The sequence below is a fragment of the Microlunatus capsulatus genome (genome assembly GCF_017876495.1).
Lineage (GTDB): Bacteria > Actinomycetota > Actinomycetes > Propionibacteriales > Propionibacteriaceae > Microlunatus > Microlunatus capsulatus.
This window is the reverse complement of record NZ_JAGIOB010000001.1, coordinates 3,886,675-3,909,587: the sequence shown is the minus strand read 5'-3', so window position 1 is coordinate 3,909,587 and position 22,913 is coordinate 3,886,675. Positions and strand designations below refer to the sequence as shown.

General features: G+C 74.2%; 18 protein-coding genes. 7 read left to right on the top strand and 11 right to left on the bottom strand.

Annotated elements, in window-relative coordinates; all coding sequences use genetic code 11:
- Nucleotides 1–17: 17 nt before the first annotated feature.
- Complete coding sequence (locus JOF54_RS18150) at nucleotides 18–1,253, bottom strand: acyl-CoA dehydrogenase family protein (RefSeq protein WP_210058358.1); 1,236 nt, start codon at nucleotides 1,251–1,253, stop codon at nucleotides 18–20.
- A gap of 103 nt (nucleotides 1,254–1,356) precedes the next feature.
- Here JOF54_RS18150 and JOF54_RS18145 point away from each other — a divergent pair, with 103 nt between their 5' ends.
- Nucleotides 1,357–1,767: an acyl-CoA thioesterase gene (locus JOF54_RS18145; RefSeq protein WP_210058356.1), complete on the top strand. Its 411-nt coding sequence runs from the start codon at nucleotides 1,357–1,359 to the stop codon at nucleotides 1,765–1,767.
- A gap of 49 nt (nucleotides 1,768–1,816) precedes the next feature.
- Here the strand turns inward: JOF54_RS18145 and JOF54_RS18140 are convergent, their stop codons facing one another.
- From JOF54_RS18140 to JOF54_RS18125, 4 genes are all read right to left on the bottom strand, one after another.
- Entirely contained in the window at nucleotides 1,817–2,800 is a 984-nt protein-coding gene (locus JOF54_RS18140; RefSeq protein ID WP_210058354.1) for an NAD-dependent epimerase/dehydratase family protein, read from the bottom strand.
- Between the two features lie 73 nt (nucleotides 2,801–2,873).
- Nucleotides 2,874–4,274 (bottom strand): cation:dicarboxylate symporter family transporter, encoded by a 1,401-nt coding sequence (locus JOF54_RS18135; RefSeq protein WP_210058352.1) that lies wholly within the window; start codon nucleotides 4,272–4,274, stop codon nucleotides 2,874–2,876.
- Nucleotides 4,275–4,361: 87 nt separating this feature from the next.
- Nucleotides 4,362–6,941 (bottom strand): alpha-mannosidase, encoded by a 2,580-nt coding sequence (locus JOF54_RS18130; RefSeq protein WP_210058350.1) that lies wholly within the window; start codon nucleotides 6,939–6,941, stop codon nucleotides 4,362–4,364.
- Nucleotides 6,938–7,576 carry a D-sedoheptulose-7-phosphate isomerase gene (locus JOF54_RS18125; protein WP_210058349.1) on the bottom strand — a complete coding sequence of 213 codons (639 nt, stop codon included), beginning with the start codon at nucleotides 7,574–7,576 and terminating at the stop codon, nucleotides 6,938–6,940. The genes JOF54_RS18130 and JOF54_RS18125 overlap by 4 nt, the downstream gene beginning before the upstream one ends.
- 341 nt (nucleotides 7,577–7,917) lie before the next feature.
- On the opposite strand from JOF54_RS18125, the gene JOF54_RS18120 reads away from it, so the two are divergent.
- A complete protein-coding gene (locus JOF54_RS18120; RefSeq protein WP_210058348.1) occupies nucleotides 7,918–8,715 on the top strand; it encodes a ThuA domain-containing protein in 798 nt (265 codons plus the stop codon).
- On the top strand, nucleotides 8,708–9,802 hold the full coding sequence (locus JOF54_RS18115; RefSeq protein WP_210058347.1) for a Gfo/Idh/MocA family protein: 1,095 nt from the start codon (nucleotides 8,708–8,710) through the stop codon (nucleotides 9,800–9,802). Before JOF54_RS18120 ends, JOF54_RS18115 begins: the two co-directional genes overlap by 8 nt.
- 83 nt (nucleotides 9,803–9,885) lie before the next feature.
- Here the strand turns inward: JOF54_RS18115 and JOF54_RS18110 are convergent, their stop codons facing one another.
- Complete coding sequence (locus JOF54_RS18110) at nucleotides 9,886–11,826, bottom strand: MBL fold metallo-hydrolase (RefSeq protein WP_210058346.1); 1,941 nt, start codon at nucleotides 11,824–11,826, stop codon at nucleotides 9,886–9,888.
- Nucleotides 11,827–12,028: 202 nt separating this feature from the next.
- Between JOF54_RS18110 and JOF54_RS18105 the strand changes: the two genes are divergently transcribed.
- Nucleotides 12,029–12,826 (top strand): DeoR/GlpR family DNA-binding transcription regulator, encoded by a 798-nt coding sequence (locus JOF54_RS18105; protein WP_210058344.1) that lies wholly within the window; start codon nucleotides 12,029–12,031, stop codon nucleotides 12,824–12,826.
- Nucleotides 12,827–12,852: 26 nt separating this feature from the next.
- Here the strand turns inward: JOF54_RS18105 and JOF54_RS18100 are convergent, their stop codons facing one another.
- Nucleotides 12,853–13,890, bottom strand: coding sequence for a LacI family DNA-binding transcriptional regulator (locus tag JOF54_RS18100; protein ID WP_210058342.1), 1,038 nt, complete (start codon nucleotides 13,888–13,890; stop codon nucleotides 12,853–12,855).
- Between the two features lie 255 nt (nucleotides 13,891–14,145).
- On the opposite strand from JOF54_RS18100, the gene JOF54_RS18095 reads away from it, so the two are divergent.
- Together JOF54_RS18095 and JOF54_RS18090 are read left to right on the top strand one after the other, a co-directional pair.
- Nucleotides 14,146–15,126: a carbohydrate ABC transporter permease gene (locus JOF54_RS18095; protein ID WP_210058340.1), complete on the top strand. Its 981-nt coding sequence runs from the start codon at nucleotides 14,146–14,148 to the stop codon at nucleotides 15,124–15,126.
- Nucleotides 15,127–15,131: 5 nt separating this feature from the next.
- Entirely contained in the window at nucleotides 15,132–16,082 is a 951-nt protein-coding gene (locus tag JOF54_RS18090; protein ID WP_307804350.1) for a carbohydrate ABC transporter permease, read from the top strand.
- A gap of 117 nt (nucleotides 16,083–16,199) precedes the next feature.
- Here JOF54_RS18090 and JOF54_RS18085 read toward each other — a convergent pair whose 3' ends face one another.
- The 3 genes from JOF54_RS18085 to JOF54_RS18075 all read right to left on the bottom strand — a co-directional run bounded on the left by JOF54_RS18085 (nucleotide 16,200) and on the right by JOF54_RS18075 (nucleotide 18,542).
- The gene (locus JOF54_RS18085; protein WP_210058336.1) at nucleotides 16,200–16,403 is read right to left on the bottom strand and encodes a hypothetical protein; all 204 of its coding nucleotides are present in this window, start codon (nucleotides 16,401–16,403) and stop codon (nucleotides 16,200–16,202) included.
- A gap of 142 nt (nucleotides 16,404–16,545) precedes the next feature.
- The gene (locus JOF54_RS18080) at nucleotides 16,546–17,925 is read right to left on the bottom strand and encodes an ABC transporter substrate-binding protein (RefSeq protein WP_210058333.1); all 1,380 of its coding nucleotides are present in this window, start codon (nucleotides 17,923–17,925) and stop codon (nucleotides 16,546–16,548) included.
- A 257-nt stretch (nucleotides 17,926–18,182) separates the two neighbouring features.
- Complete coding sequence (locus JOF54_RS18075) at nucleotides 18,183–18,542, bottom strand: hypothetical protein (protein ID WP_210058331.1); 360 nt, start codon at nucleotides 18,540–18,542, stop codon at nucleotides 18,183–18,185.
- 113 nt (nucleotides 18,543–18,655) lie between these two features.
- Between JOF54_RS18075 and JOF54_RS18070 the strand changes: the two genes are divergently transcribed.
- Nucleotides 18,656–19,417 (top strand): sulfite exporter TauE/SafE family protein, encoded by a 762-nt coding sequence (locus JOF54_RS18070; protein WP_307804349.1) that lies wholly within the window; start codon nucleotides 18,656–18,658, stop codon nucleotides 19,415–19,417.
- 8 nt (nucleotides 19,418–19,425) lie between these two features.
- On the opposite strand, the gene JOF54_RS18065 is transcribed toward JOF54_RS18070, so the two are convergent.
- Nucleotides 19,426–22,902 (bottom strand): error-prone DNA polymerase, encoded by a 3,477-nt coding sequence (locus JOF54_RS18065; RefSeq protein ID WP_210058330.1) that lies wholly within the window; start codon nucleotides 22,900–22,902, stop codon nucleotides 19,426–19,428.
- Nucleotides 22,903–22,913: the final 11 nt, after the last annotated feature.

Below are 22,913 nucleotides of genomic sequence, written 5' to 3'. Positions count from 1 at the left end.
CGTCACCGTCGTACTGCTCAGACGAAGGCCTGGTGCCCGGTGATGGCGCGGCCGACGATGAGGGAGTTCATGTCCCGGGTGCCCTCGTAGGAGTAGATCGCCTCGGCGTCGGCGAAGAAGCGGGCGACGCCGTGCTCCAGCACGATCCCGTTGCCGCCGAGGATCTCCCGCGCCCAGCCCACGGTCTCGCGCATCCGGCTGGTGGCGAAGGACTTGGCCAGCGCGGAGTGCTCGTCGCGCTGGACGCCCTCGTCCTGCATCGCCGAGGCCTGCAGGCAGAGCGCGATGCTGGCGGTGATGTTGCCGACGCAGCGGGCCAGCAGGTCCTGGACCAGCTGGTGCGCGGCGATGGGCTTGCCGAACTGCTCGCGCTGCAGGGCGTAGGCCAGCGCCGCCTCGTAGGCCCCGACCGCGATGCCGATGGCCTGCCAGGCGACGTCGCAGCGGGTCAGCCGCAGGACGGTCGCGACGTCGCGGAACGAGCGGATGCCCGGCAGCCGGCGGTCCTCGGGGACGACCACGTCGTCCAGCATGATGTCGGCGTTCTGCACCGAGCGGAGGCTGATCTTGTCCTCGATCTTGGACGCGGTGAAGCCCGGGCTGTCGGTGGCCACGAGGAAGCCCTTGACCTGGCCGTCGGCGACGTCCTTGGCCAGGACGACGACGACGTCGGCGAAGGTGCCGTTGCCGATCCAGCGCTTCTCCCCGCGCAGCACCCAGTGGTCGCCCTCGCGCCGGGCGGTGGTCCGCAGGCCGCGCGCGGAGTCCGAGCCCGAGAGCGGCTCGGTCAGCCCGAAGGCCCCGACCACCTCGCCCGTCGCCATCCGCGGCAGCCACCACGCCTGCTGCTCCGGGGAGCCGCCGACGTGCACGGCGCCCATCGCCAGGCCGGACTGCACGCCGACGAAGGTCGCGACGCCGGCGTCGACGCGGGCGAGCTCCAGGGCGATCCAGCCCCGGTAGACCGCGGTGTTCTCGAAGTGCCGCACCTCGGGCACGAAGGCGCCGAGCAGGCCCAGCTCGGCCAGCGCCGGGATGAGGTGGCGCGGGAACTCCGCTCGCGACCAGAAGCCGTCGGCGACCGGGCGGACCTCGGTCTCCATGAAGGTGCGGACCCGCAGCGCCGCCGCCTGCTCCGGCCCGCTCAGCCGGCCCTGGAAGCCGAAGAAGTCCGACGCCAGCCGGGGGGCCGCCGGGGCCGCGGCCTGCGCCGTCGGCGTCGCGCTCGGGTGGGTGGTCTCGGTCAGCGTCACGGCGTTCCCCTCGGTCCTAAGTTACTCACCAGTAGGTTACTCACCAGTAGTGTAGACGCCTCTCCCGCCGAGCGGGCCGGGACCGGCGGTCTAGGCTCGCGCGGTGACCGGCTACCCCTACCGCCAGGCCTTCGGCACCCGGTGGAACGACAACGACCAGTACGGGCACGTCAACAACGTCGTGCACTACGAGGCGATGGACACGACCATCAACCGCTGGCTCATCGAGCGGACCGGCCTGGACCCGCGAGCCGGCACCCGGATGGCCGTCTGCGCCGCGTCGTCGTGCCGCTACCGGCGCCCGGTGTCCTACCCGGACACGCTGGAGGTGGGGCTGCGGGCGGGCCGGGTGGGGACCACGAGCATCACCTGGGAGCTCGGCCTCTTCGTGGCCGGGGACCCCGAGCCCGCTGCGGAGGGCACCTTCACCCACGTCTTCGTCGACCCGGCGACCGGGCGTCCCGTCCCCATCCCGGACGACGTCCGGAGCGCGGTCGAGCGCGAGCTCCGCTGAGGCGCTGACCGGGTCGGACCGGTCGCGTCGTCCACCTCGGGCCGGCGCGTCAGCCCGCGGCGTCGAGCAGCTGCCGCTCGAGCGCCGGCGGCAGCCCGTGCACCGGCCGGTCCGGGCGCTGGGCCAGCGGGCCGTGCGCCCGGAGCCAGGCCCAGGTGTCGGCCACCGTCTCCCGCACCGGCCGGCAGACCAGCCCGGTGGCCGCGGCGAGGCGCGTGTCCGCCTCGAGGAAACCGGCGAACTCCCCCGACTCGGGGACCCAGCACGGCAGCTGGGTCCACGGCTCCGCACCCGCGGCCGCCAGCGCCTCCTCCCCCACCCAGACCAGCTCGGCCCCGCCGCCGGTGACCTCGACGCAGGCCTGCAGCAGGTCGGCGGTGGTGGCGTGCCCCGAGCGGCTGATGGTGTCGACGGGCCCGGCCAGCCCCGAGGCCAGGCCGTCCAGCAGCCAGGTGGCGAGGTCGCGGGCGTCGACGAGCTGCAGGGGCCGGTCAGGTCGCCCGGGAGCGACCACCCGGCCGCCGGCGGCGGTCCGGGTGAGCCACCAGGGCAGCCGGCCGACGTCCTCCCAGGGGCCGAGGATGAGCCCGGCCCGGGCCAGCAGGGCGTCCGGGAAGCTCTCCAGCACGCCCAGCTCGGCCCCGCGCTTGTCCGCGGCGTAGTCGGTGCTCCCAGCCGTCGGGTCGGCCGGGACCAGCGGGGAGGACTCGTCGACGTGCTCGCCCCAGACGTAGACCCCGCTGGTGGAGACGTAGCCGAACCGCTGGGCCCGCCCGCGCAGCAGCCGGGCGGCGGTGGTCGCGACGACCGGTGCCCCCGCCCAGGTGTCCACCACGGCGTCGACGCGCACGTCGGCCAGGGCGGCGGCCAGCGCCGCCTCGTCGGTCCGGTCGGCGTGCAGCGCCCGGACGCCGGCGGGCAGGCCCGGCGTCACCCCCCGGTGCAGGGCGGTGACGCCCCACCCCCGGGCGACCGCCTCGGCGACCACCGCCCGGCCGACGAAGCGGGTCCCGCCCAGCACCAGCAGCTCCATGTCCCGATCCTGGACCACGGCACCACGGCGGCGCACCCCGTTCTGCCGGGGGCGGACCGCCGTGGCCGCCGGCTCAGCGCTGGGTGGTCGGTGCGACCGCGGCGGCGGTCACCTCCGAGGCGGGGGCGTCGACCGGTGCCGGCTCGTCGCCGTGGTCGTCGGTCATCGTCGTCTCGTCGAACGGCCGCTGGCCGGCCAGCACCGCGTCCAGCTGCTCGCGGTCCAGCGACCGCGTCCAGGAGCCGACGAGGACGGTGGCCACGGCGTTGCCCGCGAAGTTGGTCACCGCCCGCGCCTCGGACATGAACCGGTCGATGCCGACGATCAGGCCGACGCCGTCCACCAGGTCGGGGCGGTGCGAGGCCAGGCCGCCGGCCAGGGTGGCCAGCCCGGCGCCGGTGACGCCCGCCGCGCCCTTGGAGGCGATCATCATGAACACCAGCAGGGAGATCTGCTCCGGGATCGTCAGCGGGTCGCCGAGCGCGGCGGCGATGAACAGCGACGACATCGTCAGGTAGATGGCCGTGCCGTCCAGGTTGAACGAGTAGCCGGTGGGGACCACGACGCCGACGGTGGGCCTGGCCACGCCGAGGTGCTCCATCTTCGCGATGAGCCGCGGCAGGGCCGACTCCGAGGACGAGGTGGAGACGATGAGCAGGAACTCCCGGCCGAGGTAGCGCAGCAGCTTGAAGATGTTGATCCCGGTGAAGGCCTTGAGCAGCAGGCCGAGGACGCCGAAGACGAAGATCGCGCAGGTCGTGTAGAAGCCGATCATGATCACGGCCAGCGCCTTGAGCGCGTCGAGGCCCGTCGCGCCCACGACGGCGGCGATCGCCCCGAAGGCCCCGACCGGCGCCGCCCACATGATCATGGACAGCACGCGGAAGACGAGCCGCTGCAGGTGCCCGATCCCCACCAGGATCGGCTCGCCGGAGGTCCCCATGGCCTGGATCGCGAAGCCGACGAGGAGCGCGACCAGCAGCGTCTGCAGCACGGTCTCGGTGGTCAGGGCCGAGAAGAGGGTCTCGGGGATGATGTTGAGGATGAACTCGGCCGTCGTCGCGGCCTCCTTCGGCGCCAGCCCGGCGCCCTTGCCGGCCAGCTCCTCGGTCAGCCGCAGCCCCTCGCCGGGGTGGATGATGTTGCCCACCACCAGCCCGATGACCAGCGCGACCGTCGACATGGTGAGGAAGTAGACCAGCGCGAGGCTGCCCACCTTGCCCACCTGGGCGGCGCTGCGCAGCGAGCCGATGCCCAGCACGATGGTGCAGAAGATCACCGGGGCGATCATCATCCGGATGAGGGCGACGAACCCGTCGCCGAGCGGCTTGAGCTCCACCGCGAAGTCGGGGGCGACGAAGCCGACGACGATGCCGAGCGCCACGGCCGCGATGACGGCGATGTAGAGGTAGTGCGTGCGGTCGCGCCGCTTCGGGGCGTCGGTCGCGGCGCCGACGGGGGGCTCGGTGGCCATGGGGTCTCCTCGTCGAGGGGTGGGGGCACGTGCCCGAGCAGTGTGTCCCACGTCTCACCGGCGCGTCGAGCGCCACGCCCGGTGGGCTCAGCCGTCCACGAGCGGCCACTCGACGAGGTCGACCTCCTGCACGGGTGCGGCCGGGTCGGCGGGCACCCGGAAGGTGCGGATCTGGTGCGCCCCGAAGTCCTCCTCCAGCACCCGGTCCAGCAGCCCGAGCACGATCCGCGACCGCGCGGGCCGCCCGGACGTCTCGACGGCGCGGACGACGAGGTCGGCCCCGCCGGGGTGGTCCACCGGGTCCTCCGAGCCCTTGACCGCGGTGACCAGCACGGCCCCCCCGCCGTCGTCGACGAAGGAGGCCACCGGCGGCAGCGGCCCCGGGTGGGAGGACTCGACCATGGCCCGGACGCCGGTGGCCAGCACGGCGGCGCGGCGGGTCGGGGCGGCGGCGCGGTGGTCGCCCGCGTGCGGCACCAGCTCGTAGCGGAAGCGCTGGACCCCCTGGTCCTGGTAGCTGTAGAAGCCGTCGGGGTCGAGCAGCTGGGGGTCGTGCCAGGAGTAGACGGGGCTGCGGACTGCGGTGAGGCCGATGCTCGGCTCGGCGCCGGGCGAGACGTCGTAGCCGTGCTTGTCCGTGGTCACCAGCGTGAGACCGGCCGGCCGGCCGGCGACCGTGCCCGTCAGGTCCACCCAGGCCTGGGCCGGCTCCTCGGCGCCGTCGACCGGCCGCTCCAGCTGCCCGAAGGGGATCTCGTAGGTGGCGCGCGGGTCGGCCAGCACCGTCGGGAACCGCAGCTTGAGCAGGTGGGCGGGCTCGCGCCAGTCCAGCGTCACCTCCACCCGCAGGACGGGGCTGTCGTGGTCGAGCACCAGCTCCTCGACCAGGGTCGAGGCTCCCCAGGCCCGCTCCACCCGGACCCGGGTGCGCAGCGGGCCGGTCTCGCGGACGACGACCCGGCGCAGCTCCATCGTGGCGCCCGGCCAGGCGTAGGAGACGACGCGGTGGCCCCAGGTGTCGGTGGGGTCGGCGCAGACCTGGGTGTGGGTGGACCCGTCGACCCCGGCCATCACGTCCACGCCGCTCGCCCGGTCGGCGTAGGAGCGGATCCAGCCGGTCTCCGGGTCGAGCTCGATGCGCACGTGGTCGTTCTCCAGCACCGAGGTGTCGGCGCGCAGCGGCTGCGGCGGCCCCGCGCTCCAGCCCGCCGCCGCCGGAGCGGGCGACGCCGGCACCAGCCGGTACAGCCGGTAGCCGAGCGCGGGGACGTCGGCGCGGAAGACGACGGCGCCCCGGGTCAGGTCGGCCGTCGTCGAGGTCGACTGCGTGGGCTGGGCGACGACCAGGCGGCCCGCCTCGTCGACGACCCCGACGCCGGAGCGCTGGGCGGCGTAGGTCATGACCACGTCGGTGCTGACGGCCCAGGGGTGCGGGTTGAGCACGAGCACCGGCTGGGTGCCCTCCTCGAACGGCACGTCGACCTGCCGGGCCAGCACGTTGTGGGCCCGGACGACCAGCCGCTTGGCGATCGCCGTCGCCTCGCCCAGCTGGTCGCGGGCGTCGTCGTAGGCGGTCTCGATGGCGGAGCCGGGCAGCACGTCGTGGAACTGGTTGAAGAGGATCTGCTGCCACGCCCCGGTCAGCTGCTCCCGCGGGTAGGGCAGGCCGTCCCGGAGCGCGACGACGGCGGCCCACCGCTCCGCGGCCAGCACGGCGTGCTGGGCGCGGCGCTGCCAGGCCTTGACCCCGGAGTGGGCGGAGTAGCAGCCGGGGGCGTGGTGCTGGAGGTCGTCGCGGCGGACGACGAGGCGCTCGGCCAGCCCCGGCGTGGCCAGGGCGGCGTCCAGGTACTCGCGCGGGGAGGCCATGCGCAGCCGGCCGAAGGAGCCCATCCGGTCGAAGCGGTGGATGGAGTCGATGTTGGCCCGCGTCGGGCCGCCGCCGTGGTTGCCGACGCCGTAGAAGACCATCCCGTCGCCAAGGCCGCGGTCCATCGAGGCCAGCGACTTCTCGACCTGGCCGTCGACGGGACCGGGCGGGCTGCCGTACTCGTAGGGGATCCGGTAGGCGAGGACGCGGGAGCCGTCGGGCGACTCCCACCAGAACAGCGTCGGCTCCAGGTCGCCCTCGTGCGGGCCGGGCCGCAGGAAGAGGTAGGAGTCGAGGCCCTGGCCGCGCAGGATCTGGGGCAGCATCGCGTGGTGGCCGAAGGGGTCGACGTTCATCCCCACCGTGGCCGGCCGGCCGAACCGGGAGAGCAGGTAGCGCTGCCCGAGCAGGCCCTGGCGGACGAAGGACTCCCCCATCCCGAGGTTCCCGTCGGGCTCCACCCACCAGCCGCCCGCGTTGACCCAGCGCCCCTCGGCCTCGCGGGCGCGGATGGCGGCGAACAGCTCCGGGTCGGACTCCTCCACCCAGCTGAGCAGCACCACCTGGTCGCAGGTGAAGACGAAGTCGGGGTGCTCGGCCATCCGCGCGACGGCGGACGCGAACGTCGCCCGGGCCTCGGCGTAGCCCTCCTGCCAGGGCCAGAGCCAGACCGGGTCGAGGTGGGCGTTGCCGATCATGTACAGCGTCCGGTCGGGGGTGGCCAGCGGACGCGGGCCGGCCGGGCGGTCGCCCGGCTGCGGTCCCGAGGGCGCGTTGGACAGGGGTGCCGGGCTCACGCGGGGGACCCGGTCCCGACGACGTGGTCGTCGGCCGCCGGGGCGGCGGCCGCCTCGGCGGCGGGCTCGGTGCCGACGGCCCAGAGGTCGACCACCTCCGAGACGGCGTGCAGCAGGAAGGTGTGCATCTCCTGGATGCGGGCCGTCGTGGTGCTGGGCACCAGCAGGGCGTGGTCGGCGTGGGCGGCGGCCGGTCCGCCGTCCCCGCCGCCGAAGAGGACCGTCGTGGCCCCCCGCCCCCGGGCGACCCGGAGCGCGTCGACGACGTCGGGCGAGCGCCCGCTGGTGGTGAAGGCGGCGACGACGTCGCCCGGCCGGGCCAGGGCGAGCAGCTGGCGGGAGAAGACGTCGTCGAAGCGGTAGTCGTTGGCGATGCAGGTCATCACCGTCGGGTCAGTGCTGAGCGTGACCGCGGGCAGCGGGCGGCGCTCCCGCTTGAACCGGCCGACCATCTCCCCGGTGAGGTGCTGGGCGTCGGCGGCGCTGCCCCCGTTCCCGAGGGTCCACAGGCCGTGGCCCGCGGCGAACCGCTCGCACAGCAGCGCGGCCACGGCCCGCGCCGCCGGCAGCAGGGTCGCCGTGGCCTCCGCGGTGCGCAGGTGCTCGGTCAGGTCGTCGGTCATCGGCTCGGGCATGCAGGCTCTCCGTCGGCTGGCGGTCGGGGGCGGTCGGCGCGCGGGGGCGGCGCGCGCACCCCGACGCCGTTACCCAGCCCGGGGTGCTCCACCCACGGCACGGCGGCGAGGACGGCCCGCACGTCCGTCCCGCGCCCGGGACCGCCGACGCCGACGCCGACCTCGGGCACCGGGTGCTGCGGGGCTGCCACGCGAGGCCTTCCGTCCGGGGGCCACAGGTGCTGTGGCAACGTTCCCAGGCAGCCTAGGCAGGGCCCCGGGGGCGGTCAACCAGCGGGGTCGCCGACGCGCGGGCCGGGGACCTTGACACCGTCCGGGCCGGGCCGAAGACTCGGGGCGCCATGAGCACCCCCACCGCACCCGCCCCGTCCCTGCGCGTCCTGGTCTGGGGGGAGAACCGGCACGAGCAGGTCGAGCCGCACGTCGCCGCCCTGTACCCCGACGGCATGCACGCCACCATCGCCGCGGGCATCGCCGAGAACCTCGGCGACGCGGCCGTGGTCACCACCACCACCCTCGACGAGCCCGAGCACGGGCTGACCGAGGAGGTGCTGGCCGCCACCGACGTCCTCGTCTGGTGGGGGCACGCCGCGCACGGCGAGGTGGCCGACGCCGTCGTCGACCGCGTCCATCAGCACGTGCTGGCCGGGATGGGGCTGCTGGTGCTGCACTCGGGCCACTGGTCGAAGATCTTCGGCCGGCTGATGGGCACGACGTGCACCCTGCGCTGGCGCAGCGAGCAGGACCGCGAGCTGGTCTGGACCGTCGACCCGACGCACCCGATCGCCCAGGGGGTGCCCAACCCGATCGTCATCGACCAGCAGGAGATGTACGGCGAGACGTTCGACATCCCGGCGCCCGACGAGCTGGTGTTCATCTCCTCCTTCACCGGCGGCGAGGTGTTCCGCTCCGGCTGCACCTTCCGGCGCGGCCACGGCAAGATCTTCTTCTTCTCCCCCGGCGACCAGGACTACCCCGTCTACCACCACCGCGACGTGCGCCGCGTCATCGCCAACGGCGTCGCCTGGGCGCGGACGGCCCGGGCCGAGCGCGCGGTCCCGACGCTGCTGCGCTACGAGTCCGGCGAGTTCTACCGCGGGCACGGCTACCAGGGCGCGATCGCGGACGCCGATGCCTGAGCCGCTGCGGCTGCTGCAGGTGGGCGCCGGCGGGATGGGCCGGGCCTGGCTGGGCACCATCGCCGCGAACCCCGACGTCGAGCTGGTCGGGCTGGTCGACCTCGACCTCGGCACCGCCCGGGAGGCCGCCGACGCGACCGGGCACGCGGGCGTCCCGGTGGCCAGCACGCTGGCGGGGCTGGCGGGCCCGACGGGGGCGCAGGCCGTCGTCGACGTGACCGTCCCGCGGGCGCACCACCCCGTCAACACCGAGGCGCTGCTGGCCGGGCTGCCGGTGCTGTGCGAGAAGCCGCTGTCGGAGTCGCTGGCCGAGTGCCTGTCGATGGTGGCCGTCTCCGAGCTGACCGGGCAGCTGCTGATGGTGTCCCAGTCGCGGCGGTACTGGCGCCACCTCGACCGGCTGCGCTCCCAGCTGGGCGCGCTGGGGCCGGTCGGGCTCGCCTCCTGCACCTTCGCGAAGGCCCCGCACTTCGGGGGCTTCCGGGACACGATGCCGTACCCGCTGCTGGTCGACATGGCCATCCACCAGTTCGACCTGGCCCGCGACCTCGTCGGCAGCGAGCCCGTCGAGGCGTTCTGCTCCTCGTCCAACCCGCCCTGGTCCTGGTACGCCGGCGACGCGGCCGCCACCGCGGTCTTCCGGTTCGCGAACGGCGCCCGCTTCACCTTCGACGGCTCGTGGTGCAGCCCCGGCCGGGAGACCTCCTGGAACGGCTCCTGGCGGCTGACCACGGCGGAGGGCTCGGCGGTCTGGGACGGGGACACCGCCCCCGTCGCCGAGCGGGCCGACGGCAGCCCCGTCGAGGGCACCGGCTCGGAGGCGCCCGAGCAGATCGCCGGCTCGCTGGCCGAGTTCGTCCGCGTGCTCCGCGACGGCGGCGAGCCGTCCGGGGAGGTGCACCGCAACGTGCTCAGCGTCGCGATGGTCGACGCCGCCACCGCCTCCGCCGAGCAGAGCCGCTGGGTGCAGGTCGCCGACCTCGTCGAGCAGGCGCACCGGCGGGCCGTCGCCGAGGAGCGGCGCCCGGACGTGCGCGCGGTGCTGGAGTCCTGGCCCTCCGCCGCCGCCCGGGTGGGCCTGGGCTGAGCCCGGCCCGCTCCCCGCTCCCCGCGCTCGTCGAGGGGCCCTTCGACAGGCTCAGGGAGCGGTGAGGTCAGGGGACGGGTGGCTCAGGCCGCGTCGGAGTCGAGGACGTCGACGAGGGCCTCGGCGTGCTGGCCGAGCCGGAGCGCGCCGATGGTGAGGTCGACGGCGACCCGGCGGTGGTGGCCGGGCGGGCCGCTCGCGGTGGCCGTCCAGGTGACGTCGGCGCTCTCCCCCGGTCCCAGCCGCAACGTCGGGACCGGTGGGCTCGTCCAGCCCCGGGGCAGCACCGGGACCAGGTCCACGTCGGCCGCCTCGGGCAGCGGGTTGCGGACCTCGAGGGTGAAGCCGAGGGTGCCGCCCGGGCGCACCCGCGAGCGGTAGGGGCGGATCCGGGCCAGCACCGAGTCAGCGCCCAGGTCGAGCTCGTCCAGCGGCAGCAGGGCGCGGTGCACCGCGACCAGCTCCTCGCCGCGGCGGCTGAGGTCGTCGAGGTAGGCCTGGTCGACGTCGCGCGGGCTCCAGTGCCCGGTGAGCATGAGCCCCGGCGCCACCCGCTGGTAGAGCGCCGCGCTGCGCCGGTAGTCCTCGAGGCCGAACCGGTTGCGGTACTGGTAGTTGAGGACCTCGGCCCGCACGCCCGGCTCCCCCAGCCCGTCCTGCTGGTCGCCGGTGAAGAGGGCGCGCACGCCGTCCACCTCGACCTCGTAGGCGGCGGCGTAGCGGGTGTGGCCCGGCAGGTCGTGCACCGTCAGCGTGTACTCGTTCCAGCGGAACGACTCCCCCAGCGGGAGCCTGCGGTCGGCGACGACGGGGTCGAACCAGCGGCAGGGCAGGTCGAGGTCGTCGGGCTCGGCCAGCACCCGCGCCACGTGCTCGGGGGCCCAGATCTCGGTGCCCTCGACCGCCCGCAGCAGCGGCATGCCGGCCACGTGGTCGTCGTGGTAGTGGGTGGGCAGCGCGACCGACACCCGGCGGACGCCGTACAGCTCCCGGAGCGCCCGCAGCGACGCCAGCCACGGCCGGCGGGCGGCCCGGTCGGCGGCGCCCGGCAGACCGGTGGTGACGTCGTAGCCGTAGTCGACCAGCAGGGCCTCGCCGGTGCGCGAGAGCAGCACGTAGCTGGCCGCGAGGCTGCTGCGGTTGAGCAGCAGGTGCTCGGTGAGCGGGGTGAAGGGGTCGCGCAGCCAGCGCCGGAGGTCCCAGGGCCGGGGGCGCCGGCTGTCGACGTAGGTCTGCATCCGCTCGGCGAGCAGCGCCAGCGCGGCGCGGGCCTCCGGCATCGGCCGGCCGTGCGAGGGCAGCAGCAGGTCCGGCTCCTCGTCCCCCAGCAGCAGGGCGCTGAGGACCGTCATGGCCGGGCCCTCGTTCTCGGTGTAGGACCACTGGGTCGAGGCCAGCGACCACACCTGGCCCGGGCCGTACAGCAAGTCACCGGTGAAGGCCGTCCGCTGCCCGCCGCGGTCCAGCAGGTAGCTGACCGAGCCGACGGTGTGCCCCGGGGTGGGCAGCGCCCGCAGCCGGACGCCCCCGTAGTCAGCCTCCCGGTACTCCGGCACCGTCCCCGTCACCGCCACGGGCTCCAGCAGGGACAGGTGGTCGTCGCGCAGCAGGTAGCGGTTGTCGAGCTGGCGGCCCTCCCACATCCGGTCGACGGCGGTGAAGAGCTCGACCTCGACCGGGGGCACGTGCACCCGGACGCCGGCCGCGACCGCGCGGGGCAGGCCCTGGCCCTGGTCGCGGTGGTGGTGGGTCATCACGACGTCGGTGATCCGGTCCAGGCCGAGGGCGGGCAGCAGGTCCAGCACCCGGCCCGAGCCGAAGTCCACGCAGACGCCCGTCCGCTCCCCCACGGCGCCCGCACCCGGCTCGGCGCGGACGACGTAGACCGCGCACGTGTCCTCGACCCGGACGACGTCCGGGGCGACCTCGCTCCAGCCCGGACCGGCCGCTCCCCCGGTCCGCGCGGCGGGGGCTGTCGTGGCGGTGGGGGCGGTCGCACGGGCCGTTTCTGGGATCGTTCCCACAGGGGTGCCGGGCTCTCTCGGTCGGGGTGGTCGGGCGGGTGGGTCAGCCGGTCGGACGGGCGAGAATCCGCGGGGTGCGGCGGCCCGCCGGGCACGGCGGAGAAGTGTGCAGAGTTGAACACTTCTCGCCAGTCTAGGACACTCGCCGAGGGGCCGTTCGGGACCCCGGCGGCCCGGGTCACGGGCGGGAGAGGAGCGGGCCGTGCGGTACCGGGAGGCAGCGGTCCGGCGCGACGAGCTGCGCCGCCGGGTGGAGCAGCAGGGCTACGTCGCGTCGCGGTCGGTCGCCGCGGAGCTGGGCGTCTCGGACATGACGGTCCGCCGCGACCTCGACCAGCTGGCCGAGCAGGGCCTCGTGCTGCGCGTGGTGGGCGGCGCCCGCCGTCCCGACGGCGCCCCCTTCGTCACGCGGGCGGTCGCGGCCGCCGCGGCCAAGGAGCAGGTCGGCGCCCTCGCCGCGGGGCTGCTGGCCGGCGAGCTCGTCGGCCCGGGAGCCGTGGTCGCCCTGGACGCGGGCACGACCGTCGAGCAGGTGGCCCGCCGGCTGCCGGGCGGGCTCACCGTGGTGACGCACTCGGTCCCCGTGATGGCCGCCTGCGCCGACCGCGACGACCTCACCCTCGTGGGCCTGGGCGGCGGGTACCACGCTCCCACCCGCTCCTTCGGCGGCCCCGAGACCTGCGCCCAGCTGGCCGGCCTGGCCGTCGACCTCGCCGTGCTGTCCGCCTCGGCGCTGCGCGCCGACGGGCTCTCCTGCCACGACGCCACCGAGGCCGCGACCAAACGCACCCTGCTGGCCGCCGCCGCGCAGGTGCTGGTGGTGGCCGACGCCGGCAAGCTGGGCGCCCGCGCCCCGGTGCACGTCGCGGGCTGGGACGCGGTGGACGGCCTGGTCACCGACGACGGGCTGGACGACCGCGGTCGGGCGCGGCTGGCCCGCTGGGCACCGCGGGTGCCGGTCCGCACCCCGGCCGGTCGGCTCGACCCGGAGCCGCGCTGACCGACGCTGACGTCCGGCGCGCGGGCTCAGGTGGGGCGCGGGGCGGCCGTCGAGCCGCGCGGCCTGATCTCGGCCTCGAGCACGACGGTGCGCGGCTCGGCGTCGGGGACGGCGACGCGGGCCAGCAGCAGGTCGAGCGCGGCCGCCCCCAGCGCCACCACGTCCTGGGCGACCGCGGTCATCCCGGGGCTGACCATGCTCATCCAGCGGGCGTCGTCGAAGGAGACGAGGCTGACGTCCTCGGGCACGGCGAGCCCGAGGTCGCCGACGGCGCGCCACACCCCCTCGGCCAGCACGTTGTTCGCGGCGAAGAGGGCGGTCGGCCGCTCGCGGCGGGTGAGCAGGGCGACCGCCGCCCGCCGGGCGCCGTCGACGTCCCAGCCGACCGGGACCAGCAGGCCGGGGTCGACGGGCAGCCCGGCCCCCGCCAGCGCGTCGGCGTACCCGCGGGCCCGCTCGGCCCCCGTCGTCCAGTCGGTCTCGTCCACCAGCAGGGCCACCCGCCGGTGGCCGAGGTCGAGGAGGTGCTCGGTGACCCGGCGGGCGACGTGGTGGTTGTCCACCACCACCGCGTCGCAGCGACCGGGCGAAAACTGCCGGTCGGCCTCGACGACGGGGATGCCCTGGTCCAGCAGGTAGTCGGTGACGGCGGCCGAGACCGGGGTGACGACGACGCCGGCCGTCCGGGTGGAGACGAAGGTGCGGGCCGCGGCCAGCTCGTCGTCGGCCGATCCCTGGTCGTCGACCAGCAGGACGGTGTAGCCGTGCGCCCGGGCCCGGGCGGCGACGCCCGCGGCCAGGTCGGCGTAGAAGGTGTTGCGCAGGTCGGAGACGACGACGCCGACGGACCGGCTCACCTGGGTGCGCAGCCCGCGGGCCATCGCGTGCGGCACGTAGCCCAGCCGCTCGGCGGTGTCGCGCACCCGCTCGCGGACGGCGGCGGCGACGTAGCCCTCGCCCGAGAGCGCGCGGGAGGTGGTCGACTGGGAGACGCCGGCCGCCCGGGCCACGTCCTTGAGCGTCGCCCTCCGGCGGGCCGGGCCGGGTCGGGGAGGTGTGCTCATCAGGTGGCTCTCCCCTCGGACGACGCCGTCCGGTGCGTGCGGATGGAGCAGGACCAGGGGTTTCGGAGGCGACCGGGGTGGGTACGCCTGGCTCGTGCTGACGACACCTGCGACTTCCTTGCACTCCCCTGGGGCAGCACCTAGAGTCGCCGTCGTGGTGACGATGCCACACGTCCCAGAAGGAGTCACCGGGGTGTCGAGCGTCGAGACGACGGGGCGTGAGCACGCCGCAGTGCGCAGCCGGAGCGGGGCCTGATGGCCGTCCTCACCCGGGAGCCCCGGGCGGGCGACCGCGGCGGCCGACGACCACCCCGCGACACCAGCGTCATCAAGAGCCGGAAGTACAACAAGCGCGAGGCCATCGCCGGGTACCTGTTCATCTCGCCCTGGATCATCGGCTTCCTGGTCTTCACCCTGGGCGCGATGGCCTACAGCCTCTACATCTCCTTCAGCTACTACAACCTGGCGAAGAACACGACGCGGCCCGCGGGCCTGGCGAACTACCAGGCGCTGATCGACGACCCGAAGGTCGCGCTCTCGCTGAAGAACACGCTGTTCTACGCGGTCATGGCCGTGCCGCTGGAGATCGTCTTCGCCCTGCTGCTGGCCGCCTTGCTGAACAAGGTGGGCCGCGGCGCCGGGATCTTCCGCACCCTGTACTACCTGCCGAAGATGACGCCGTCGGTGGCCACCGCCGCGGTGTTCTTCCTGCTCCTCAACGGCAACACCGGCGCCATCAACCAGGGCCTGGGGCTGATCGGCATCGAGGGCCCGCAGTGGCTGATCGACCCCTCGTGGGTCAAGCCCTCGATCGTCCTGATGACGCTCTGGGGCGTCAGCGGGACCATGGTGATCTTCCTGGCCGCGCTGAAGAACGTGCCGCGCGAGCTGTACGAGGTGGCCTCCCTCGACGGCGCCGGTCCTGTCCGGACGTTCTTCACGATCACCGTGCCGATGATCTCGAGCGCGATCTTCTTCAACGTCATCGTGCTCACCATCGCCGCGCTCCAGGTGTTCGACCAGGCCTTCCTGCTGTTCTGGCGCGACCAGAACAACGCCTCCCCGGAGTCGTCGCTGTTCTACGGCATCTACCTCTTCCAGCAGGCCTTCCGGACCTTCGACTTCGGCTTCGCCGCCGCCATGGCCTGGCTGCTCTTCGTCATCATCATGCTCATCACCGCCGTGCAGATCCGCTTCGGCAACCGCTTCGTCTACTACGAGGGAGACCGGGACTGATGTCGGTGACCCAGCCCACCTCGGGCACCGTGCCCGCACCGGCCCAGGCCGTCGGCCTCGCCGTCGCCGACTCCGCCACCACCGCCCGGCGCCCGGTCAACCGCTGGTACAGGCCCAAGAGCGTCGTCGCGAAGGTCCTGCTGTGGGTCGCGCTCATCGCCTTCTCGCTGCTGTTCCTCTACCCGTTCGTGTGGCTGCTCGCGGCGAGCCTCAAGCCCCGCGGGCAGGTCTTCGACAACCGGCTGTTCCCCGAGACGGTGCTGACCAGCAACTACGTCGAGGTCTGGGACCAGCTGCCGCTGCTCAGCTGGATGGGCAACAGCGTACTGATCGCGGTCCTCGCCGCGCTCTTCGTCGCCGTCTCCAGCTCGGCGGTGGCCTTCGGCTTCGCCTACTTCAAGTTCCCGCTGCGGAACTTCCTGTTCGGCCTGGTGCTGGCGACGATGATGCTGCCGGGCGCGGTCACTCTGATCCCCCAGTACCTCATCTGGAAGAACCTCGGGTTCCTCGGCACCAACGTGCCGCTGTGGGGCGCCAACCTGTTCGGCTCGGCCTTCTACATCTTCCTGCAGCGCCAGTTCTTCCTCGGCCTGCCGCGCGAGCTCTTCGAGGCCGCCCGGGTGGACGGCGCCAGCTACTTCGGGCTGTTCCGCCGGATCGCCATGCCGCTGGCCATCCCCTCGTTCATCATCGTGTTCCTCTTCGAGTTCCAGTCCAGCTGGAACAACCTGCAGGCGGCCCTGATCTACCTCAACGCCGGCAGCGTCGAGGACTTCACCGTCCCGCTGGGCATCGCCTACGCGATGACGAAGTACAGCCCGACCAACGGCGGCCAGGGCGACTACCAGTACGTCATGGTCGCCTCGCTGCTGGTGACGCTGCCGATGCTCGTGCTGTTCGCCTTCGGCCAGCGCTACTTCATCGAGGGCGTCGCCACGCAGGGGCGCAAGGGCTGAGAGCCACGCAGGGGCGCAAGGGCTGAGGGCGACGCAGGGCCGGCACCCCCCACCACGACGACGACCCTCCCGCAGCCGGGCTGCGGGAGGGTCGTCGTCGTGCGGGGGTCCAGCGGGTCAGAACCCGCTGCCGGCGTAGTCCTCGCCCGCGGGCTCGTCGCGGTGGGCGCCGTCGGGGTCGTTGGTGCTCCCCTGCGCGTAGCTGTCCTCGGTGGTCGTCTCCGACCCCAGCGAGGGGTCGGCCGGACCCGGGGGCAGGTCCACCTCGGCCAGCTCCTCCTCGTCCATCGCGCGCGGGTCGTCCATCGGGGTCTCGCTCATGTCCAGCCTCCTGTGCTCGGTCTGCCCCCTTGTCTACCCGCACGGCCCGCCGCGTCCCGGCGGGGGTGCCGGTCCCGGACGCGCGAGCGGCCCCGGACCAGCAGGTCCGGGGCCGCTCGAGGCCTTCAGTCGCGGCTGGTGCTCAGCCGGCGACCTGGTTGTAGGCCCGCATCGCCGACGTCTGCGCGTCGGCGAGGGCGGCGTCCGGCTCCTTGGTGCCGAGCAGCGTCGAGGTGATGGCGTTCTGCACCTCGGTCTGGATCTGCTGGCCGGCCGGCGAGGCGCCGTAGGACTTCCCCGTGCTCACCACGTCGTAGTACGTGGCGATGGTCTCGTTGAAGCCGGTGTTGTCGCTCTCCTTGACGTACTCGCTGCGGATGGCCTGGTCGGCCGCCGGTGAGCCGGTGAAGAGCCCGGTGTTGATGGCGCCCGGGGTGCCGGCGATCGTCTTCGCGCGCGCCGCGCCCGCCGCCATCCACGCGTCCTGGGAGGTCAGGTTGACCGCCCACGCGCACGCGGCGTCGGGGTTCTTCGCCGCCGTCGGGATGACGAAGGAGGTGCCGCCGGCGACGGTGAAGGGCTGCCCGTCGGCGTTCTTGAACGGCACGGCCGAGATCTGCACGTCCTTGACGTAGGGCGTCAGCACGTTGACGTACCACTGGGCGTTGACCTGGGCCCCCACCTGGTCGGCGACGTACTGGTTCTTCTCGCCGAAGGTGTCGAAGGAGTCGGTGAAGCTCTTGACCTTCGCGTAGCCGCCCTGGGCGTCCATCAGCTGCTTGAGGAAGCTGAGCGCCTTGGCGTTGGCCGGGTTGTCCAACGTCGGGACGCCCTCGGCGTCGATCAGCTGGCCGCCGAGGCCGAGGATCCACAGCTCGGACTGGCCGGTCGCCACCGGGTCGAAGCCCAGCGTCTCGGGGTTGCCCCCGCTGGCCACGTACATCTTGCCGGCCGCCGCGAGCAGTGCGTCGGGCTTGGAGGTGTCGATGTCGGCCGCGGTCACGCCGGCCTTCTCCATCACGCGCTGGTTCAGGATGATGGCCGGCGGCTGGTAGAACTGCGGCACCGCCCACAGCTTCTGGTCGTAGGTGACGTCGTCCACGACGGAGGGGTAGTACTGGCTCTTCGGGTCGACCCCGTGGGCCGAGAAGCAGGTGTCGAGCGGGCGGATCAGGCCCTGCGCCGCGTAGGTGCCGACGAGGCGCCGGTCCATCTGCACGACGTCGGGAACCTCGCCGCTGGCCGCACGGGTCGTGAACTTCTGCGCGTCGAAGGCCGTCGCGTCGATCTTGATGCTGACGCCGTTCAGCTTCTGCTTCGCGTAGTCCAGGCGCGACGTGCCGACCTCGTCGGCGTTCTCGAAGCCCCAGGCGCTCAGGTCCCCGGTGGCGTTGGTCGTGAAAGCGGGGCCCGTGTCGGCCGACTCGTCGGAGCCGGCGTCACCGCCCCCGCCGCAGGCGCTCATCAGTCCCAGGCTCGTGGCCAGACCGAGAGCGAGCAGCGTCCTCGTGCTCTTCTTCACCGCGGTTCCTCTCCTCAGGTCGTGGTCGCGCCGTCGCGACCACGCGGAACCGCGGTCCCCGGTCGGGTGGCATCGGTTCCAGGGGGAACGTAGTCCAGCGCCGCAGCAGTGACAAGCGGCGACCGGCCGTGTCGTCCGCACAGGTCCGGCTGAGCCTGAAACGGCCTCTGGTCAGGGCCGGAGAAGTGCTCGGCGGGCTCTGGGAACGTTCCCAGGTCGAGAGGTCGGCATGGTGGGTTACCCGCTCCCGACCCGCGTCAAACCCCGCGTCCGCGGACGCGCGTCAGGGCCTCCTGGGCGACCCAGTGGGGACCGCCGTCGGGGGCCGTGATCCGGCAGACCTGCACCCCGTCGAGCACCGCGACCTCACGGACCACGGACACGTGCGTGGGGCGGATGCGGCGGCCGTCGTCGAGCGCGATCGGGGCGGCGGGCCGGACCACGGTGCCCACCTGCAGCGGTCGCGCGCGGAGCAGCAGCATCCCCAGCAGGGCGATCGGCCCCAGCACGACGCCGAGCACCAGGAAGAGCCGGTCGTCGTAGCCCTTGCGGCGGGCCTCCCAGGCCGCGGCGATGCCGGCGGAGAGGTAGAGGACGAGCAGCAGGAGGTCGGTCACGCGTCCCACTCTGCCGCGCGTCGCGGCTCGGCGCCGCCGGCGTGGCCGAGGATGGACGCCGACCGCCCCGGCGCCCGCCGACGGCGCCGACGGTCCGAGGAGGGCGTGCGCACGTGAGCCCGGACGACGTGCTCCGCGCGGGCGTGCTGCTGCTGGCCGGCATCGGCTCGGGGGTGGTCGGCTACGCCGCCGGGCTCGCCTCGCTGGTGTCCTTCCCCGTGCTGCTGGCCCTGGGCGTGCCGCCGCTGACGGCGAACGTCACCAACTCCGTCGCGCTGACCGGGGTGACGCTGGGCGGCGTCGCCTCCGCCCGGCCCGAGCTGGTGGGCCAGCGACGACGGATGCTCACCTTCGGCGGCATCGGGGTCGTCGGCGGGGCGGCCGGCGCCCTGCTGCTGCTCCGGCTGCCCCCCGGGGTGTTCGAGCGGGTGGTGCCCTGGCTGGTCGCCTTCGGCTCGGTGGTGCTGCTGCTGCGGCCGTGGCTGCGCCGCTGGCACGCGGGCCGGCTGCACGAGCGGCACCCGGCGGTGCTGGCCGTCGTCGGCGCGGTGACCGTCTACTGCGGCTACTTCGGCGCCGCCGCGGGGGTGCTGCTGCTGGCCACGTTCGGCGCCGTGCTGCCGGACCGGATGGCCAGGCTGGCGGCCCTGCGCAGCGTCGTGGTGGGGGCGGCGAACACCACGGCCGCGGTCATCTTCGCCGTGACCGGCACCGTCGCCTGGTGGGCCGTGCCGCCGCTGGTCGTCGGGGCGGTGATCGGCTCGACGCTGGGGCCGCCGCTGGTCCGCCGGCTGCCCGAGACGCCGCTGCGGGTGGGCGTCGCCGTCGCCGGGCTGGCGCTGGCCGTGAGCCTGTACCTCGACCGGGCGGGCTGAGCAGGCGCTCACCGGAAGTCCCGGGACGGGTGCCGGCTGGGCAGCGTGCCGTGCGCCGCGGGGAAGACGGCGCCCAGCGGCTCCAGCTTGTCGGCGACGAGGTTGGTCACGCCCTCGCTGTGCTCGACCCGGCCCCGGATGACCATGGCGTTGGCGTTGCGGCCGACCCGGCGGAAGGCCCGCCACATCGGCTCGGCGCAGACGATGTTGAGCATCCCCGTCTCGTCCTCGAGGTTGAGGAAGGTGATGCCCCCGGCGGTGCCCGGCCGCTGCCGGTGGGTGACCAGACCGGCGACCCGCAGCCGTCGGCCGTCGTCGCCCGGGCCCAGCCCGCTGATCGGCACGATCCCCTGCTCGTCCAGCACCGGGCGGAGGTGGCCCACCGGGTGGTCGTCGGGTGAGATCTGGGTGGACCAGAGGTCGGCCAGCGTCAGCTCGACCGGGCTCATCCCCGGCAGCGCGGGCGGGGCCGCGTCGATCGCCGAGCCGGGCAGGGTGCCCAGGTCGTCGGCGTAGCCGGCGTTCCACAGCGCCTGCCGCCGGGAGAGGCCGAAGCCGTCGAACGCGCCGGCGGTGGCCAGCGCCTCGGTCTGGGCGACGCTGAGCCCGGCCCTCCGGACCACGTCGTTCTGGCTGGTGAACGGGGCCCGCTCCCGCTCGGCGACCAGCCGCTCGGCGACGTCGCGGCCCAGCCCCTGCACCGCGACCAGTCCCAGCCGGACGGCGAAGTGGCCGTCGCGGCGGTGCTCGTGGCTGCGGTCGGGGGCGCCGCGGACGAACCGGCCCACCGGGTCCTGGTCGCGGTCCCGGCAGCGGTCGGACCCCGTCGGCCCGGACCGGCCGGGCCCGACCGGCTCGAGGTCGGCGTCGACGCCGGAGAGCAGCACGTCGGGCCGGCGGACCTCCACCCCGTGACGGCGGGCGTCGCCCACCAGCGACTGCGGGGAGTAGAAGCCCATCGGCTGGGCCCGCAGCAGGCCGGCGAGGAAGGCGCCCGGGTGGTGCAGCTTGAGCCAGGCCGAGGCGTAGACCAGCAGGGCGAAGCTGATGGCGTGGCTCTCGGCGAAGCCGAAGTTGGCGAAGGCCTGGATCTTGGCGTAGATCTCGTCGGCCACGGCGCCGGTGATGCCGTTCGAGGCCATCCCGGCGTAGAGCTTCTCGCGCAGCCGCTCGATCTTCTCCACCCCGCGCTTGGAGCCCATCGCCCGGCGCAGCAGGTCGGCGTCGTCCCCGGAGCACTCCCCCACGGCCATCGCGATCTGCATCAGCTGCTCCTGGAACAGCGGGACCCCGAGGGTGCGCTGCAGCACCGGCTCCAGCTTGGGGTGCAGGTAGCTGACCTCCTCCTTGCCCGTGGCCCGCCGGATGTAGGGGTGCACCGCCCCGCCCTGGATGGGTCCGGGGCGGATCAGCGCGATCTCGATCACCAGGTCGTAGAAGCGGCGCGGCTGCAGCCGGGGCAGCGTCCCGATCTGGGCGCGGCTCTCGACCTGGAAGACGCCGATGGAGTCGGCCCGGCAGAGCATGTCGAAGACGCCGGCCTCCTCCTTGGGCATGGTGTCGAGCGTCCAGCGCTCCCCCACCCGCTCGGCGACGACGTCGAAGCTGTGCTGGATGGCGCTGAGGATGCCGAGGCCGAGGAAGTCGAACTTCACCAGGCCCATCCAGGCGCAGCTGTCCTTGTCCCACTGCAGGACGGTGCGGTCCTCCATCCGGCCCGGCTCGATCGGGCAGACCTCCCCCACCGGGCGGTCGGTGAGCACCATCCCGCCGGAGTGGATGCCGAGGTGCCGGGGTGCGCGCAGCAGCTGGTCGGCCAGGTCGATGACGGGGGCGGGGATGGAGTGGTCGTCGTCGAGCGGCATCGACCCGAAGGCGTCGATCTGCTTGGACCACGCGTCCTGCTGCCCGGTGGAGTAGCCGAGGGCCTTGGCCATGTCGCGGACGGCCGACTTGGGGCGGTAGCTGATGACGTTCGCCACCTGCGCCGCGTTGCGCCGGCCGTAGCGGCGGTAGACCTCCTGGATCACCTCCTCGCGCCGGTCGGAGTCGAAGTCGACGTCGATGTCGGGCTCCTCGTCGCGGGTCAGGGAGAGGAACCGCTCGAACGGCAGCTGGTACTTGATGGGGTCGACGGCGGTGACGCCGAGGACGTAGCAGACCACCGAGTTGGCCGCCGAGCCGCGGCCCTGGCAGAGGATGCCGCGCTCGCGGGCGAACGCCACGGCGTCGTGGACGATGAGGAAGTAGCCGGGGAAGTCCTTCTCCTCGATCACCGCCAGCTCGCGCTGCAGCCGCTCCTCCGCGACCGCCCGGTTGCTCCCGTAGCGCTCGTCGGCCCCGCGCCGGGACAGCTCCCGCAGCCAGCTGATCGGGGTGTGCCCGGGCGGCACCTGCTGCTTCGGCAGCCGCGGCTTGGCCAGCCGCAGCGCGAAGGCAAGCTCGTCGGCCAGCGCCGTGCTGGTGGCCACCGCGCCCGGGTAGCGGGCGAAGCGCTGCTGCATCTCCTCCCCCGAGCGCAGGTGCGTCCCCGGCGGCGGCAGCCAGCCGTCCATCTCGGTCAGGCTGCGGCGGGCCCGGACCGCGGCCATCGCCGCCCCCAGCCGGTGCTCGGCCGGGGTGGCGGCGTGCACGTTGCCGGTGGCCACGGTGCGCAGGCCGTGGTCGGCGGCCAGCGCGGCCAGCGCGTCGTTGACCCCGGAGTCGGTGGGCAGGCCGGAGTCGGTCAGCTCCACCACCACCTGGCTGTGCCCGAACAGGGCCGTCAGCCGGTCCAGCTCCACGGCTGCCGCCTCGGTGCCGCCCCGGGCCAGCGCCGAGCGCACCGCACCCTTGCGGCAGCCGGTGAGCACCAGCCACTCCCCGCCGGCCGCGGCGCCGAGCTCCTCCAGGTCGTAGCGCGGCCGGCCCTTCTCCCCGCCGCGCAGCTGGGCCTCGGTGATCGCCGCGGCCAGCCTGTGGTAGCCCGGGACCCCGGCGGCGAGCACCAGCAGGTGCCCGCCCTCGGGGTCGGCGACGCCGTTCTGCGGCGTGGTCAGGCCCAGCGACAGCTCGGCGCCGTAGACGGTGCGCAGGTCGTGGGCGCTCGCCGCCTCGGCGAACCGGGCGGCCCCGTAGAGGCCGTCGTGGTCGGTGAGCGCCAGGGTGTCCAGCCCCAGCCGGACCGCCTCCTCGACGAGGGTCTCCGGGTCGGCGGTGCCGTCGAGGAAGCTGAAGTTGCTGTGGCAGTGCAGCTCGGCGTAGGGCACGACCGGTCCGGACGGCCGCCGGACATCGGCGCCCGTCGGCTCGTAGGCCGCGCGCTTGCGCTTGTAGCCCGGCGCGGAGTCGTCGGTGGGGTTGTCCGGCGAGACGGCCCGGGCGAAGGGCCGCTCCCCCGGCCCGCCCGGGGCCGGGGGCCCGTCCGGGCGCGGGGCGGACGGCGCCCGGTCCGACAGCCGGCGCTCCAGCTCGGCCCAGGGCAGCGGCGGGTTGTCCCAGCTCACCGCGCACCGCC

Excerpts from the sequence above, each read along its gene's own strand:
- JOF54_RS18120 (WP_210058348.1), top strand. The coding sequence starts at position 7,918 with ATGAGCACCCCCACCGCACCCGCCCCGTCCCTGCGCGTCCTGGTCTGG.
- JOF54_RS18140 (WP_210058354.1), bottom strand. The coding sequence starts at position 2,800 with ATGGAGCTGCTGGTGCTGGGCGGGACCCGCTTCGTCGGCCGGGCGGTG.
- JOF54_RS18085 (WP_210058336.1), bottom strand. The coding sequence starts at position 16,403 with ATGAGCGAGACCCCGATGGACGACCCGCGCGCGATGGACGAGGAGGAG.
- JOF54_RS18125 (WP_210058349.1), bottom strand. The coding sequence starts at position 7,576 with ATGCCCGAGCCGATGACCGACGACCTGACCGAGCACCTGCGCACCGCG.
- JOF54_RS18095 (WP_210058340.1), top strand. The coding sequence starts at position 14,146 with ATGGCCGTCCTCACCCGGGAGCCCCGGGCGGGCGACCGCGGCGGCCGA.
- JOF54_RS18135 (WP_210058352.1), bottom strand. The coding sequence starts at position 4,274 with ATGGCCACCGAGCCCCCCGTCGGCGCCGCGACCGACGCCCCGAAGCGG.
- JOF54_RS18100 (WP_210058342.1), bottom strand. The coding sequence starts at position 13,890 with ATGAGCACACCTCCCCGACCCGGCCCGGCCCGCCGGAGGGCGACGCTC.
- JOF54_RS18115 (WP_210058347.1), top strand. The coding sequence starts at position 8,708 with ATGCCTGAGCCGCTGCGGCTGCTGCAGGTGGGCGCCGGCGGGATGGGC.